This window comes from Methanosarcina sp. DH2, from assembly GCF_020804225.1.
GTDB lineage: Archaea > Halobacteriota > Methanosarcinia > Methanosarcinales > Methanosarcinaceae > Methanosarcina.
On sequence record NZ_WJBI01000018.1, the window covers coordinates 1 to 13,811 of the forward strand.

Annotated in this window: 12 protein-coding genes; 3 read left to right on the forward strand and 9 right to left on the reverse strand. The window is 36.7% G+C overall.

Going from position 1 to position 13,811, the window contains the following annotated elements; all coding sequences use genetic code 11:
* Together FXV91_RS16585 and FXV91_RS16590 are read left to right on the forward strand one after the other, a co-directional pair.
* Nucleotides 1–560, forward strand: a 560-nt coding sequence (locus FXV91_RS16585) for a transposase (RefSeq protein ID WP_229391792.1), incomplete at its 5' end; no start/stop codon positions are given.
* 303 nt (nucleotides 561–863) lie between these two features.
* Nucleotides 864–1,226, forward strand: a complete 363-nt coding sequence (locus tag FXV91_RS16590) for a hypothetical protein (protein WP_229391793.1) — start codon at nucleotides 864–866, stop codon at nucleotides 1,224–1,226.
* A 65-nt stretch (nucleotides 1,227–1,291) separates the two neighbouring features.
* Here FXV91_RS16590 and FXV91_RS16595 read toward each other — a convergent pair whose 3' ends face one another.
* The 7 genes from FXV91_RS16595 to FXV91_RS16620 form a co-directional block, all read right to left on the reverse strand.
* Nucleotides 1,292–1,843 carry a hypothetical protein gene (locus FXV91_RS16595; protein WP_229391794.1) on the reverse strand — a complete coding sequence of 184 codons (552 nt, stop codon included), beginning with the start codon at nucleotides 1,841–1,843 and terminating at the stop codon, nucleotides 1,292–1,294.
* Between the two features lie 783 nt (nucleotides 1,844–2,626).
* Nucleotides 2,627–3,226 (reverse strand): thiamine-phosphate synthase family protein, encoded by a 600-nt coding sequence (locus FXV91_RS16600; protein ID WP_229391795.1) that lies wholly within the window; start codon nucleotides 3,224–3,226, stop codon nucleotides 2,627–2,629.
* Between the two features lie 460 nt (nucleotides 3,227–3,686).
* Nucleotides 3,687–3,953, reverse strand: coding sequence for a helix-turn-helix domain-containing protein (locus tag FXV91_RS16605; RefSeq protein WP_229391796.1), 267 nt, complete (start codon nucleotides 3,951–3,953; stop codon nucleotides 3,687–3,689).
* 375 nt (nucleotides 3,954–4,328) lie between these two features.
* Nucleotides 4,329–4,454, reverse strand: a complete 126-nt coding sequence (locus tag FXV91_RS20005) for a hypothetical protein (RefSeq protein WP_255680677.1) — start codon at nucleotides 4,452–4,454, stop codon at nucleotides 4,329–4,331.
* 487 nt (nucleotides 4,455–4,941) lie between these two features.
* A complete protein-coding gene (locus tag FXV91_RS16610) occupies nucleotides 4,942–5,835 on the reverse strand; it encodes a nitrogenase iron protein NifH (RefSeq protein WP_229391797.1) in 894 nt (297 codons plus the stop codon).
* Nucleotides 5,836–6,420: 585 nt separating this feature from the next.
* Nucleotides 6,421–7,308: a PKD domain-containing protein gene (locus FXV91_RS16615; protein ID WP_229391798.1), complete on the reverse strand. Its 888-nt coding sequence runs from the start codon at nucleotides 7,306–7,308 to the stop codon at nucleotides 6,421–6,423.
* A gap of 804 nt (nucleotides 7,309–8,112) precedes the next feature.
* The gene (locus FXV91_RS16620) at nucleotides 8,113–9,315 is read right to left on the reverse strand and encodes a transposase (protein ID WP_345945534.1); all 1,203 of its coding nucleotides are present in this window, start codon (nucleotides 9,313–9,315) and stop codon (nucleotides 8,113–8,115) included.
* Nucleotides 9,316–10,075: 760 nt separating this feature from the next.
* Between FXV91_RS16620 and FXV91_RS16625 the strand changes: the two genes are divergently transcribed.
* Nucleotides 10,076–10,618: a protease inhibitor I42 family protein gene (locus FXV91_RS16625; RefSeq protein WP_229391799.1), complete on the forward strand. Its 543-nt coding sequence runs from the start codon at nucleotides 10,076–10,078 to the stop codon at nucleotides 10,616–10,618.
* A 170-nt stretch (nucleotides 10,619–10,788) separates the two neighbouring features.
* Here FXV91_RS16625 and FXV91_RS16630 read toward each other — a convergent pair whose 3' ends face one another.
* Entirely contained in the window at nucleotides 10,789–12,162 is a 1,374-nt protein-coding gene (locus FXV91_RS16630) for a hypothetical protein (RefSeq protein WP_229391800.1), read from the reverse strand.
* Nucleotides 12,159–13,556 carry an AAA family ATPase gene (locus FXV91_RS16635; protein WP_229391801.1) on the reverse strand — a complete coding sequence of 466 codons (1,398 nt, stop codon included), beginning with the start codon at nucleotides 13,554–13,556 and terminating at the stop codon, nucleotides 12,159–12,161. Before FXV91_RS16635 ends, FXV91_RS16630 begins: the two co-directional genes overlap by 4 nt.
* Nucleotides 13,557–13,811: the final 255 nt, after the last annotated feature.

Sequence of the window (13,811 nt, forward strand, 5' to 3'; positions counted from 1 at the left end):
ACATTTATGACTGTGATCATGCTCTCTGTAATGCTCATTTACAGAGAGAACTTGCTGGAATTGAAGAGAACTATAAACAGCAGTGGGCTAAAGAAATGAATGAACTGCTCACTGAGATGAAAAAGTATACCGACGAATGCAAGGAGCAAGTCAAAGAACTGGATTTTGAGCAAATTAAAGCATTGGAAGAAAGGTTCGATGCTATCATAATTAAAGGAATTGAAGAAAATCCACAATCTCTAAATCCTGAAAAGCAAGGAAAACGTGGAAAGAATCCAAAAACTAAAGCAAGGAATCTGCTGGATAGGTTTATAGAACATAAAGAAAAGATCCTGAGATTCCTGACAGATTTGAAAGTTCCGTTTGAGAATAATCAAGCAGAAAGAGATATCAGGATGATGAAACTACAGCAGAAGATATCAGGAACTTTCAGAACAACACAAGGAGCGGAAGCTTTCTGCAGAATTAGAGCTTACATCTCTACAATTAGAAAGAACGGATTACCTGTTTTGGAGGGTATTATAGCGGCGCTCAAGGGAGCGCCGTTAACTATACTCTGAATAGTTACAAAAATTTAATCTAATTTAAAAAGGCCCAGGTAGCTGGATTTATTTTCTAGCTTAAATCTGGATAGCCAGCTTAAATCTGGATAGCTAGCTTAAATCTGGATAGCTAGCTTAAATCTGGATAGCTTTATTTGTTCATCTTATTTTGTTTTGAATTAAATGAATTCTGTTACCAAGAAAGGTATTACTGATGCTGATATCATAGAAAGAAAAGGACTTATCAATTACGATCCTATTCCTTGTATAAACAACTCAAAACATATTGCAATTCAAACGTTTAATTTCTGGGGGGTAAATATGGAAGAGATAACCGATAAAGACAAACCTATGATCTGGAAAGAGCTTGTACTGGGGTTCGCCGTAATTGAATCATGTATATATCACTCGATCCGTACAATACCCATCGTGACTGCAAATAATGCCGAAGAAGCTCTTTTTGCAGATAATCTCACCAGACTTACGAAACTGGAAGAAGGCGAAACAGTAAAAGGAGTTCTTCAGGTTCCTTTCCCAACGTATGAGGTAACCGGATCCGTACCGGTTAAAGGCGAAGAATTCAGTGAGATCTTTCTTTTGGGATACGAGTACCCTGGTGTAAAGTCTCCTGACTGGATTCAGGTTCTCAGGAAGGAGGCAGCAAATCCAAGGAGATGTCTGTAAAGTTTGGTCTGTATATAAGGTTTGAGTTATGTAAAGTTTAGGTCTATGGGCTGTATGGGAGTGAATTACCAGTAAATTTCAAAATTTCTAACTACGCCCATCTGGTCATATATTTCTCCGGAAGTAAACAGTTCACTCGGTTGATATATTTCCCCAATTTCTATATTTGCAGTACAGTCCCGGTTGCCAGGTTCATAAGGATAAATTCCTGTGCAGTCTACAAAGATCAGGCCTTTATCTGTGGTATTAATAGCATTGCAGGCATGTCCTTCCGTATAACCTACAAAGTCTATACTTACCCATGCTGCTTTTATACCGGCCGCTTCAGCGTTGTTGTGGACCGCTTCCGCGAAATCCCCACACATAAAACTATCCGGATCATATTCGATTTCATCAGTCTTATCAGCCCTAAGGAATGTAATCATTTCCTGATAAGTCGGATCAGTTGAGTTTGGATTGTTTATAAGTTCAATAGGCTCTCCGGTTGCCCCTACATAATAGAATTCGCTGGTTTCAGGATAAAACACATTAGGATCGGCGTTTCCACCAGAGATTGCAGTTGCCACAGTGATAACTACCCATATAAGCCAATATATCCCGTTTATTATAACCCCCAAATACACCACCTCAAACAGTTTTCATATTGTACAGTAATTTTATACTGTATAGTAATTCTCTTAAAATAATATACTTGCCAGCCTAAATATCTTATCAGTTTACGATTTATGATGATAATGAATCATTTTTTTTAAACAAAAAATGACTACTATTTTAGTGGAAAGCTTCCATTTTCAATTACAGATAAAGTCTCGTGATATCATTTTTTTGTTTGAAACATAGATTAGTAACTTTGATATATCACATGTATGAAAACTAAACTATATTTGCAATCAAATAAATCAAGGAGTAGAAAACGTGAATTGGAGGTATAATAAGAGGAAGGTAAGAAGAAGATAAAAGAAGACCAGAAGAAGATCATAGGAAGATAAAAGAAGACCAGAAGAAGATCATAGGAAGATAAAAGAAGATCAGAAGAAAATAAAAGAAGATCAGAAGAAGATAAAAGAAGATCAAAAGAAGATCAGAAGAAAATAAAAGAAGATCAGAAGAAGATAAAAGAAGATCAAAAGAAGGTCAGAAGAAGATCAAAAGAAGGTCAGAGGAAGATAAAAAAAGACAAGAGAAAGACAAGAGAATACCAGAGGAAGAATAGCTAAATCTGGTTTATTGTAGGGGGAACTCCGCTATCCATATCTTTCCTTAGAGGAACTGGTATTGAGCCGTGCCTTGCTCCAGGCTTTTTTAAAATCACGAAATGGACTTGTCGAGGTCTATTTTCGCGACATGAATCCTATTTTTCATCTCTTTTCTGGACATCATTCTGAAAGTTCATATTCCTTTTATTTGGAGCCTTGTCTTGATTTATTAAATCTCTTTGCAAGCTCACAGATCTGTTCTGCTATCTCGAGCGGGTCTTTACCTACAAGAATACTTACCGGCTCTTTTCCAACAGCCCCTGTTTCGCAGAATACCCTGGGAACCTTTCCTCCGGCAGCTCGAATAGCTTCCTCGACTTCCCAGGATGCAGACGCTTCATCCGGATCTTTTATACTTTCAGGCTCAGAGCGCCTGTCTATACCTGAAAATACCCATCCCTTTTCCTTACAGTAATTTTTCAGAAATTCGGCAATTTGCGGAGAATTTGCAAAATCTATTGCAGACCTTATCTCAGGGTCATGTTTTCGGATTTCCAGAATAAGGTGCGCCATATAGCCTGAAACCCCAAATTTTATTTTTCCGGCAGCTTTTGGAAGTTTATCAACTACGGTAATTCTTCCGTCAACTGCAAGAACGTCTTCAGGACTGGTTGATTCTTTTGATGCGTAAACAAAATTCGTCCTGACTTCCGGAATCAAAGCTGAGAATTCCGTGCAGTTTTCAATCTGTTCAAGAGCAAGATATAAACGCCCTACCATGTCTATTTTCTCGTTGAGATCCATAATTACCCCCTCAATAGCAGTTTATCCAGGATTCTTCATAGCAATTCACCCCGGGATTCTTCTGTTAATCCCTCCCCTACGAGTTTGAATTGCCATCAGTCGGACAATAGTATGCAAGCAAATTACAGTAAACTGGCAAGTGCGAATTTGTATTTTGTCAAATATATAATTACCTGGCATATTATGAATTCGAGAAACTAAAATAACAAGCTTTAGCCTTAGAATAATTTTACTAATCGATACCTGTATCTTTACCTGTATCTTTATACCTGTATCTTTACCTGTACCTTATACCCGCATTTTTTAGACTTGCCCGTATGAAGTACAGGAGATCAGAATTTAAAAAAATAGTGAGATAAAAACCTCAAGATTCAAGATCATATTTCAGTTCGAGTGGTTTTACAAAGGTACATTGTAAAACACGCTTGCCCGAAAGAGCAATTTATTACTTTACATTACATCAGACTGCAAGAGCACTACTCACCTGCCTCTTTATTTCGTAAAGGCTCTGGCGTGAGTCAAGGAAATAAAACTTTTCCATCAGGATCTTTTCTTCCTTTAGCCTGTTTAGTGCATATCTGACTGTGCGTGAAGGAAGAATTGTTTCACGAATTATATCTTTCTGTGTCATCTGCCCGTTTGACTCAAGGGTTTTAAATACCAGCTTTGCAGACGGGGGCAGTTTTTCGAGATTTTCGTACCTAATGTCATTTAGATTGTTATTCACAGATCCATTTTCAACAAAAACGATCCCTCATAGTAGATCACCATCGTCATAGAAGAGTTCTTTATTTTTAAACCTTTTGGCTCGCATCCAGTGGATGGACACAAAAGGAATAGTTTTCGCCCCAGTAATACAAAAATAGTATTGTTAATTCTAAATTATTAACACAAATGTGTCTTCCAGTATCCGGAATAGAGAAATACCCTGATAAGGTTTTCAAGGATTTTCTTCTCAAATAAGGATTTTTTTTCAAAAAACTGAGAAATTAGCTCATAATAATCAGATCAAATTTCCCATCCACACATAAAATTGCAAAATCGTGGAAATCCTTCATATTATCTGACATCTCTTCATAGACCGAACGGGAGACATAAATGATTATATGCGGCTTTTATCAGGATCAGGTTTAAGTTCCAGGTAAAGATCCTTAAAAATTTCTATTAGCGTCTTTAAATTAATACGCCTGATTATCCTGATGTGGCCTGTTCCCTCCGAATCAATCATAATTCGGTAACTTTTGTTCTCTTTTACATCTCCATTACTTAATCCCATTATCCTTACCAGCAATGTATGATCTTCATTTAGGGCATTAATACATTCAATTCACAATTGTGAACTATCCTTATTACTGAAGTTATAAAAACATTGCGTCTCCACATTGAATCCTTACATTAAGTCCCATTCTTATGCCCGAAAGAATATCACTTAACTTTAAAATTATCAATAAACTATAAAATTCCCAATATCAAGGATCTGGCTGTGTATCTACGCAGAAAAGAAAAAAATTGAGATTTAAAATTACAAGATTTAAAATTACAATATCTGTATATGGTTCAAGGGCTGAAATAACCTGCCGCTACTAAAAAATAATTTCAGAAGCAAGGTGTTTTGAGAAAAGTTAAGAAGCTCGAAACCCCTGCTGTATAGAGAGTATGGGAAGCTACAACAGAAGTTTGACAGGTGAGCTGTAACGATGAGCTGTAAATATGTTTCATGCTTCCGAGATTACTGGTGTTATTCTTCCAATGCTGCTTTTTATCTCTTCTTCACGCTCCCTGAGGAGTATGTCTGACCAGCTTTCAGCCCATACTTTGAGTTCATCAGACTCGAGAGGTGCAGGCACATATTTATTATCGTTATTTAAAATGCCTCTTGCAAGTTCTCTGTACAGCTCAGCTTGTTCCGATTCCGGTACATGCTCGACTACAGTCTGTCCTCTGAGTTCGCTTCTTGTAACATCAAGCGAACGAGGTACGTACCCTGCTATCGTCGTCTTTGTCTGAACTGCAAAGTCATCTATTATGTCTCTTTGAATCTGCTGGTTCATTGAATTTGCAATTATGCCGCTAAACAGTGCACCGCTATTATTTGCATATTTCCTTATTCCTTTGAAGAGATTATTGGCTGCATATATCGCCATGAAATCCGAGGATGCGACTGTGTAGACCTGCTCTGCAACACCCTCACGGATACGAATTGAAAATCCTCCACAGACAACGTCTCCAAGCACGTCATAGATTACAACATCAGGTTTGAATTCCTCAAAGACATTTTTCTGCCTTAAGAGCTCAATTGCAGTAATAATGCCTCTGCCGGCACATCCGATCCCGGGCTCCGGACCTCCTGCTTCCACACAGAGGATCCCATTGAAGCCTTCATAAACGATATCACTGACTTCAATTCTGTTTCCTTTTCTTAAAGCATCAAGGACTGAAGGAATTGATTTTCCTTCCCTCAGATTATTTGTGGAGTCGCTCTTTGGGTCACACCCAATCTGCATTACTGTAAGGCCCAGGTCCGAAAGAGCCGCTGAAAGATTAGAGGAAGTAGTTGATTTTCCGATTCCGCCTTTTCCATAGATTGCGATGTTTCGTGCTTTTGTCATGTCATCACCATACGGAGAAACAGACAAATCCGATTTATATGCTTACACTTCAGCAATAATTGACATGGAAATTCTGTTTTTCTTAATTTTGCGGCAAAAATCTCTGCTATTCCTCTGTTCATTTTTCTAAAATACTGGCAGAAGGACAGATAAAAGGATAGATAAAAGGACAGATAAAAGGATAGATAAAAGGACAGATAAAAGGATAGATAAAAGGACAGATAAAAGGACAGATAAAAGGACAGATATTAAGAATGAATTAATGGAGTGAATCTGCCTATCTGCCAGACCTGATCAAAGTTCTGCTCTATTTGCATAATTCACTTTATATCTTCTTTTAAACAGGAACACACTAAGAGCCTATCCGAAAAGTCAGTAATGCATGTTGAAAAGTCACAATAGGTCTATAATGTCAGAGTATCCGTTCCGGTTTTGCATATTGCATATTGTAAAAGTTATAGCAGGTAACCACTTTTCGGATAGGCTCTAAGTAGGCAAACGATACAGGAACCTATTTCAAAACCATGCATTTTTGTGCTTTCTTTTCCGAAAATGTTTAGACTTTTCTTTTGCTCATATATCTGTTCAACATTTGTTGCGTACATTTATTGTAGCTAACTTTGAATCCGTACCATTTGCATTACTTACTGTCAGACAGGCTGTATAGTTTCCTGCTGATAAATAAGTATGAACCGGGTATTGCTCGTTTGAAATAGCTCCGTCTCCAAAATCCCAGTACCATGTATTCGGTGTTCCTTCACTGGTGTCAGAAAAAGAGACGTTCAGAGGTGCAGTTCCTGAGATAACATTGCTGGTGAAATTTGCAACAATATTATTTGATGTATTTGAGAGATCATAGAGATAAATATCTCTTACTTCTTCAAAATCCGGATCATTGCGACAATCTGCATATACGATTTTATCGCCATAGACAGATGGAGCAAAAGCAAGGTCACTGGTAGTTATGCGAGTTGTCCTGGCAGCAGATATCTCATATATGTAAATATCCTTACTACCGCCGCTATAAGGGTCGCCGATTGTATATACTATCCAGTCACCATAGATTGCTGGCTGATACGCGTCTCCATTATTGGTAACCTGAGTTGTTTTGTAGGAAGCAATATCATAAATATATACGTTGCCTGATTCCGTCCATACTACGGCATTTCCGCAAATATCGAGTTCGGATTCGGGTATTGAGCTATTTGTAGTTGTTATTGTGCCTGTTTGTTGGGTAGATATGTCATGTAAGTAGATATCATAACCATTGTCGCCATTCTCCTGCGACCACACCACTTTTTCTCCGTAGATGGCAGGAGAGCTGTAAACTGCAGCGATCTTAGTTTCATTATGGGTATTAAGATTGTAAAGATAAACACCATCATTTTCGTGATCCTGCCCATAGTAATAGTTATTAGTATAAACTATGTAATTGCCGTAAATATCAGGGCTACGCCGTTCAGATGCTATCATAGTTTCATTATTTGTAGAAACGTCGCACATATAAACAGAGTCGCCATCATCCCCGGTCCATACAACCTTATCCCCATATGCATTAATTTTGCCTACTACCGAATTACCAACAATATCTGTTCGTTTTCCTGTAGTCAGATCATAAGCATGTACATCATTCCCAGCAATTTCTGTCCAGAAAACATGGTTAGCATAGATTGATGTCCTCAGTGTTAATCGCTCATCTTGCGTGAGTTGAGTTTCTGTTCCAGCCGAGACAACTGTCGCTGATGCGATAAGAATTAAAAAAATTACAAGTATTTGTCGAGCTTTATTTTCCATATTCCATCCCCATATACCATTGAAAAGAGTCTAAATATGTTTTTGACTTATCCTGGTAGTGTATGTTATTTTATTTAATAATTATAAATATATTTGTACCCATGATGAACAGGTGATCTGTTAATTTATAATCCTGATGGGAACAAGTTTCTCCGAAAACATTTAGTAATAATTTCAATTTATTTTTGTATAATTATTTTAATTATTGTACAGTAAGCTCAGCGTAATCTTCGGTAACTGGGACCTGCCCGAAAAGTTAACAATGAGATGTTGCAAAAGTAGGTTGTTCTCTAACATTCGGTTAAATCATTTCAAAATGAGAAATCATTTCAAAGTGAGTTTAGTAATTTTTAGCTTTTTCGTTTCTCAACTCGGTAAGTTCACTGGAGTAGATTTGCTTCAGGCATGAAAACGCAAATACCTGGTGCATTGGTAATAAAAACTAAAACTGGAAAAGTACGGAGGTTTTAGTGACTGCTCCCCTCATTGAAATGAGGGGCATCTATCGGTTTTACGAACAGACTGCAATCCCAGTCTGAGAATATTAATGGAAGCATTAAGATCACGGTCAATAGATAAGCCACAGAAAGGACAATTATGGGTTCTTTCTGACAGATCTTTTTCTACCAACATACCACAACTTGAACACATTTTTGATGTATTTTTGGGGTCAACAAGTATTACTTTTCTACCAGCGTTTTCAGCTTTGTAGAAAGTATAAGTTACAAGTTTACTCCARGCAGCATCAAGAATGTGTTTAGCCAGATTGTGATTTTTTGACATGTTCTTAATGTTAAGATCTTCAAAACAGATCATACCATAATTATCAACAAGACTTTTACTGAGTTTTTGAGTAAAGTCTTCTCTTTTGTTAGTGATCCTTTCATAGACTCTGCACAATGTTTTAAGGCATTTTTTTCTTCCAGGAGTACCTTTTTCAGCTTTAGATAATTTTCTGTTAGCTCTTGCTAGTGTCTTTTCTTCTTGAATGTAGAATCTAGGATTGGGAACATAAGTTCCATTTGATAATGTAGCAAAAGAGAGGATTCCAACATCAATGCCTACTGACTTATCAGAAGGTTCAAGTGGTTGATAAGTTTCAGTATCAGTAAGGATTGATACAAACCATTTACCAGTTGAAGTTTTCCTGATAGTTAAGCGTTTAATGTTTCCTTCAAATGGTCTATRCAGTTTGATTTTTACATCTCCAATTTTGGAAAGACTTAACGTATTTCCATTTAAGGAGAATCCAGATTGCAGGTAAGTAATGCTATCATACCAACCTTTACCTTTAAATCTAGGATAACCTGCTTTTTCTCCGGTTTTTACTCTTCGGAAAAAGGCTTGAAAAGCAAGGTCAACACGCATAGTCACATCTTGAAGAGTATGGGAGTGAACATTTTTTAGTTCTGGTTTGTCTTTCTTCCAGATAGGGATCATTTTCTTAGAATCGTAATAACTGATTCTTTTCTGTTCAGATTCCCAAGCGTTCTTTCTTAATGCCAGAGTTTCATTATAGACCCATCTACATAGTTCCAAAGTAGAATTAAGCTTTGTAACCTGAGATTTTGTTGGATAGATTCTATAACGATTAACTTTAAGCATATTACAGTATAATGTAATTTTACCTAAATCAAAGTTGCGCTGGCGCACCCCGCTGCAAGCAACGGGGTATGTTCGCGCCACCGCTCCAAATTCCGTTAAAGGAGATAATATCCCTAAACAATTTAGTTTGAGCAGAAGTTAACAACCAAAAAATGGGATTGATAAATCATATTATCATTAACGGTTACCGGGGAAGTTTTCCATCCCCGCAGCAAGCTAGCGGGGTATTCGACTGAAATAAAAGTTGTTATGTAGAAGTTGACGGCTGTATCCCGCCATTAAAATGACGGGGATTAGCCTTAGACCTCCTAAAGCTGGAAGTTTGAATAAAAGTGGGATTTGTGGAGCTGGAAACTTCTCCGGCGGGAGGGGATTTTTTAGGAGATTTTAGGGGATTTTAGGGGATTTTTTAGGGGATTTTAAGGGATTTATTATGTATGCAGCCTGCTAGTCCGGACATATCTGGAACGTGCAGATTACCTGAACCTGACTTTACTTTATATCTCTACTTTACATTTCTAATAAAAACGAAAAACTTTAATCCAAAAGAAAGTTACTACTAACATTTATTGCCAGGAATGTCTGGATGTTTTCTGAAAGGTATAAATAAGACCTTCATGTTTCATCTTAATCCGCCCTGATTTATTTTTACCTGGCAGCCTTCGTCAAAATTCTGCAAGAAATGTTGATTTTCAAAAAACTGTAGAATATGATGATCAATCATTTTTAATAATTTATTTTCAGAGACCAGTAATACCAGAAATAAGTACGATAACCAGTAAGAAAGTACAATAAATTAGGCATTAGAACTTAAAGGAAGAGAATTTTTGAGGGAATAGTTATGAAGAAAATTTTAAAGATAATAGCAATGCTCCTTGTCATTGCTGCTGTTGTCTTTGCAGCCGGCTGTACCGAAGATGCAGAGCCAGCAGAAGATGAAACTCCTGAAGATTCCGAGCAGGTTACGCCTGAAACTCCGGAAACGTCTAACGTGACAGGCGAAAATGTTACCGAAAATAACACGGCTGAAAATAATACAACCGAAGTCAATGAAAACGTGGAAACAGGGCAGGTAGTAACCGAAGCTGACAACGGAACAAGCATAAGTCTCAAAAATGGAGAGGATTTTACCCTTCAACTCAGGGAAAACCCGTCCACAGGCTACTCCTGGCAACTCAACCTGAGCGAGGGGCTCACTATTCTCAACGATTATTATACCCAGGATGAAGCTCCTGAAGATATGGCTGGTGTTCCCGGAACTCATTCATGGATAATCGAAGCCGCGAGCGAGGGCAGCCAGCAGGTAAGCGGCATATACAAACAACCCTGGGAGAATACAACCGGCACAGAGGATAACTTTACACTCACTGTCGAGGTTGACTGAGAGGCATTTTTGCTTTTCAGATCTTATTTCCTTTTTTTCTTTTTTTAATTTGAAAAATTTTGGGGCTGGAAGTTTCAGGCGGCAGGAGATTTTCAAGAGTGTATTTTTATTTTTTGGCTGTGGTCGGCTGCTCAGAACTTAACCGGAATTGGAGGATTCAAAGAGAGAAATTAAGCTAAATTTTCTACCTCGATTTTCGAGATATTTTCGATTATCAATTTTTTGAAATCATTTATCTTAGATTTCTGCATCGGAACGCCTACTAAGAGTATTTTACTTCCAATCTGAGAGAATGGAAAAAAATAATTTAATTCTGAGATGTACTGTTGACTATAAGGATAGCATAGAATCCCAATTTTATTTTCACTTCTAGTAAAAATGGTATATGCGAGTAACTGATGCAGGTCTTTCCTATGCTCTTCCTTTAACTCTTCTGTAGTGCTTTTTAAGTTAAACAAGTGAGACTTATATTTTGCGTCAATTATTATATCAAGCTCATTTTTCATGAGAACAATATCCGGCTCCAGATAACTTAAGCTCCAAGGAGGTTTAACACCGGGATATTGTCTAATTTTGTGATTGTTTAACTGAGTTGCTCCGATCGCTAAAGAAATTTGCCCAAAAAGATATTGAACATACCTTTCAAACAGAAGAGAAAAATCGATTCTCCAAGCAGTAGTTTCTTCAAGACTTCCATTTAAGATTTTGTTTCCTTGTTTTTTTAATTCCTTAATAACAGCAGGGTCTGAATAGCGAAGATAAAGCTCATTTGTGGATTTTTCGGAGAATTCGTATAAGAAGTCGTCTAAATGAGCAAAAATATCCTGAAATTGATACTTTATATGTTGAGGAGTTCTAACTGAATTGATTTCACTTTTTGCAATACTATACACATATTTTAGTTCGAAGAACTCACTATGCAATTTGCTTAGTATATTATCATGACAAGGAAAAAGTAGTTTTTTTGTCGGATCAAATTCCTTTTCAATGTATTTTTTCCAATCAACTTGAGACTTGGGATATCTATACAATTTGGTAGTTGTCTGGAATTTACGCCAATTTATTCTTATAGCTTTTTCTAGCAACTTTACAAACTTCATAGCCTCTAAATAAAATGGTGGTTTCAGATAATTGTGAGATAAAAGAGAAATAGAATGTTTGAATTCAGGAGCTATTTCAGATTCCAATAAATTCACAATTTCAACATATTCTAAAAACTGATCCGTTGCTGAAGTATAACGTGGTCTAACCACGAAATCTCCGATCTGTTTTCCATTATCAGGTGATCTTAAAGGAATCACACCAATAAAGCGATCAGACCTAAAACTTAAGGAGACATTCTTGCCACTTCCTTCAATATACGGGACAACCCCTAGGAAGTCAAATAAATCTTTATTGAAATCAACGAATTTTTGTAAGGATTCGACTAGATATCTTCTATCAGCATTTTTAAACCATCTTTTCGCGAGAAATACGCCTGAAAGAGCTTGGGATTTTTCAGTAAGGCAAGGAATTTCAAGAAAAATATTATCTTGAGATATCATTCAAACAAAACCTCACCCACTCTGTCATAGAAGTACTTTGAGAACTCATCTTTTGAATTTGATAAAAGACCTTCAGCAAGATATTCTCTAATCAGAGGCAACAACTCATACTTAATCCGATCTTTCATCTCTTCTTCGGTTTTAGCTATAAAATAGGCTTGACCAGGTTGCAGTGACAACTCATCACTGCTCGCATATAAATTAAAAATTCGACCAAACTCTCTAAAATCATCTCTGAAAAATTGTCTTTCACCAATAATTTCAATATCTTTAGGCTTTAGAGTATACCAAGCAAATCTTCTTCTTAGTGCGAAATCAACAACAGCTAAACTTCTATCTGCGGTATTCATAGTACAGATTACATAATAATTTGAAGGAACCTTATTTACCCGATAGCCGCCACCAATGTCCATATCTATTGATTCGTCTTCATCTTCTAACTGATACTCGAAAAGATAGAAAATTGGACCTAAAATGTTCGATAGGTTTGCTCTGTTGATTTCATCGATAATCAGAACAATGTTTTTTTCAGGATTTTCGTTAGCTTTTTTTAAGGATTTATAAAAAATTCCTTTTTGCTCAACATAAGAAACATTTCCAGCATCAAGGTTAGGCTTTATTCCATAAATGAAATCACTGTAACTAGTTTCTGCATGAAACTGAGTGAAGAAAATTTCTGCATTTAGATCCCGAGCAACAATTTTTGCTAATCTAGTTTTTCCGGTTCCTGGTGCCCCTTGAAGAACCACAAATTTTCTATTCAGAACCAGTTTTAGTACTTCATTCTCTTCATTTACATCCTCTATTTTTGAGACAGCAGCAATTGCTTTAGAAACAGCTTTCCTTTGAGATGAATTTCGCGGAAAATTTCTGAACTGAGCATAGGCTGCAACAAAGCCTGCAATAATTTTTTTCCCATTCTCGGATTCAGGATCCCAAATAATTTCATAGGCAGAAATGAGTTTAGAATAATTTTGTAAAGATTTATCCAGATTTGGGACCTTTAGTTTGATCTGTTTTAGTAAATTCGATTCAATATCCAAAAAAGAGGTTTTACAGAACCCATCCTCACTAACAATCGAAGAAAATAATCTTCGAACTCCAGGCAAAGCTGCAAGTTCATAATCGTTTTTAAACCCTAACGAACCAACCACAAGGGAAATTAACCAAGGATTATCATCTTTATCTGGAAAGATAACAAGAGAAAAATCATGATAAGGACCAGATGCCTCTTCCTCTGGAGAAATTAAACCAAAAAATGCTCCACCTTGATTAAGTGCATCCTCCTTTGTGTTATTCCGGAAAGTGTAAGCATTTGGGATATCTTTATTTTTTGCTCCAAAATTCTCGGCTAATTCTTTGACTAATTCAATAGTTCTTTCAATTTTGCTCATCAATATCATCTTGGTCTAAAAGCATGAGAAATAAGATCAAGATGAAATTATTTTTAGAGAATAAATAGCTGCCTCTTTTTTTTGAGATTGTGAGACATATAATGAAATACATTTATGAAAAATGTCTTCAGCAGTAATTTATATAGATGATTTTGGAGATTAAATTTGATATTTCCCCCTCTCTCCCAAACTACACCTTTAAATCCCATACCTCCCTTTTCTATCCCACAATATAACTCTCATAACTTTCATCCG

What these genes read in the sequence shown, in the direction of transcription:
- FXV91_RS16590 (WP_229391793.1), top strand. Translation starts at nt 864, where the DNA reads ATGGAAGAGATAACCGATAAAGACAAACCTATGATCTGGAAAGAGCTT.
- FXV91_RS16600 (WP_229391795.1), bottom strand. Translation starts at nt 3,226, where the DNA reads ATGGATCTCAACGAGAAAATAGACATGGTAGGGCGTTTATATCTTGCT.
- FXV91_RS20005 (WP_255680677.1), bottom strand. Translation starts at nt 4,454, where the DNA reads ATGATTGATTCGGAGGGAACAGGCCACATCAGGATAATCAGGCGTATT.
- FXV91_RS16610 (WP_229391797.1), bottom strand. Translation starts at nt 5,835, where the DNA reads ATGACAAAAGCACGAAACATCGCAATCTATGGAAAAGGCGGAATCGGA.
- FXV91_RS16615 (WP_229391798.1), bottom strand. Translation starts at nt 7,308, where the DNA reads ATGATAGCATCTGAACGGCGTAGCCCTGATATTTACGGCAATTACATA.
- FXV91_RS16625 (WP_229391799.1), top strand. Translation starts at nt 10,076, where the DNA reads ATGAAGAAAATTTTAAAGATAATAGCAATGCTCCTTGTCATTGCTGCT.
- FXV91_RS16630 (WP_229391800.1), bottom strand. Translation starts at nt 12,162, where the DNA reads ATGATATCTCAAGATAATATTTTTCTTGAAATTCCTTGCCTTACTGAA.
- FXV91_RS16635 (WP_229391801.1), bottom strand. Translation starts at nt 13,556, where the DNA reads ATGAGCAAAATTGAAAGAACTATTGAATTAGTCAAAGAATTAGCCGAG.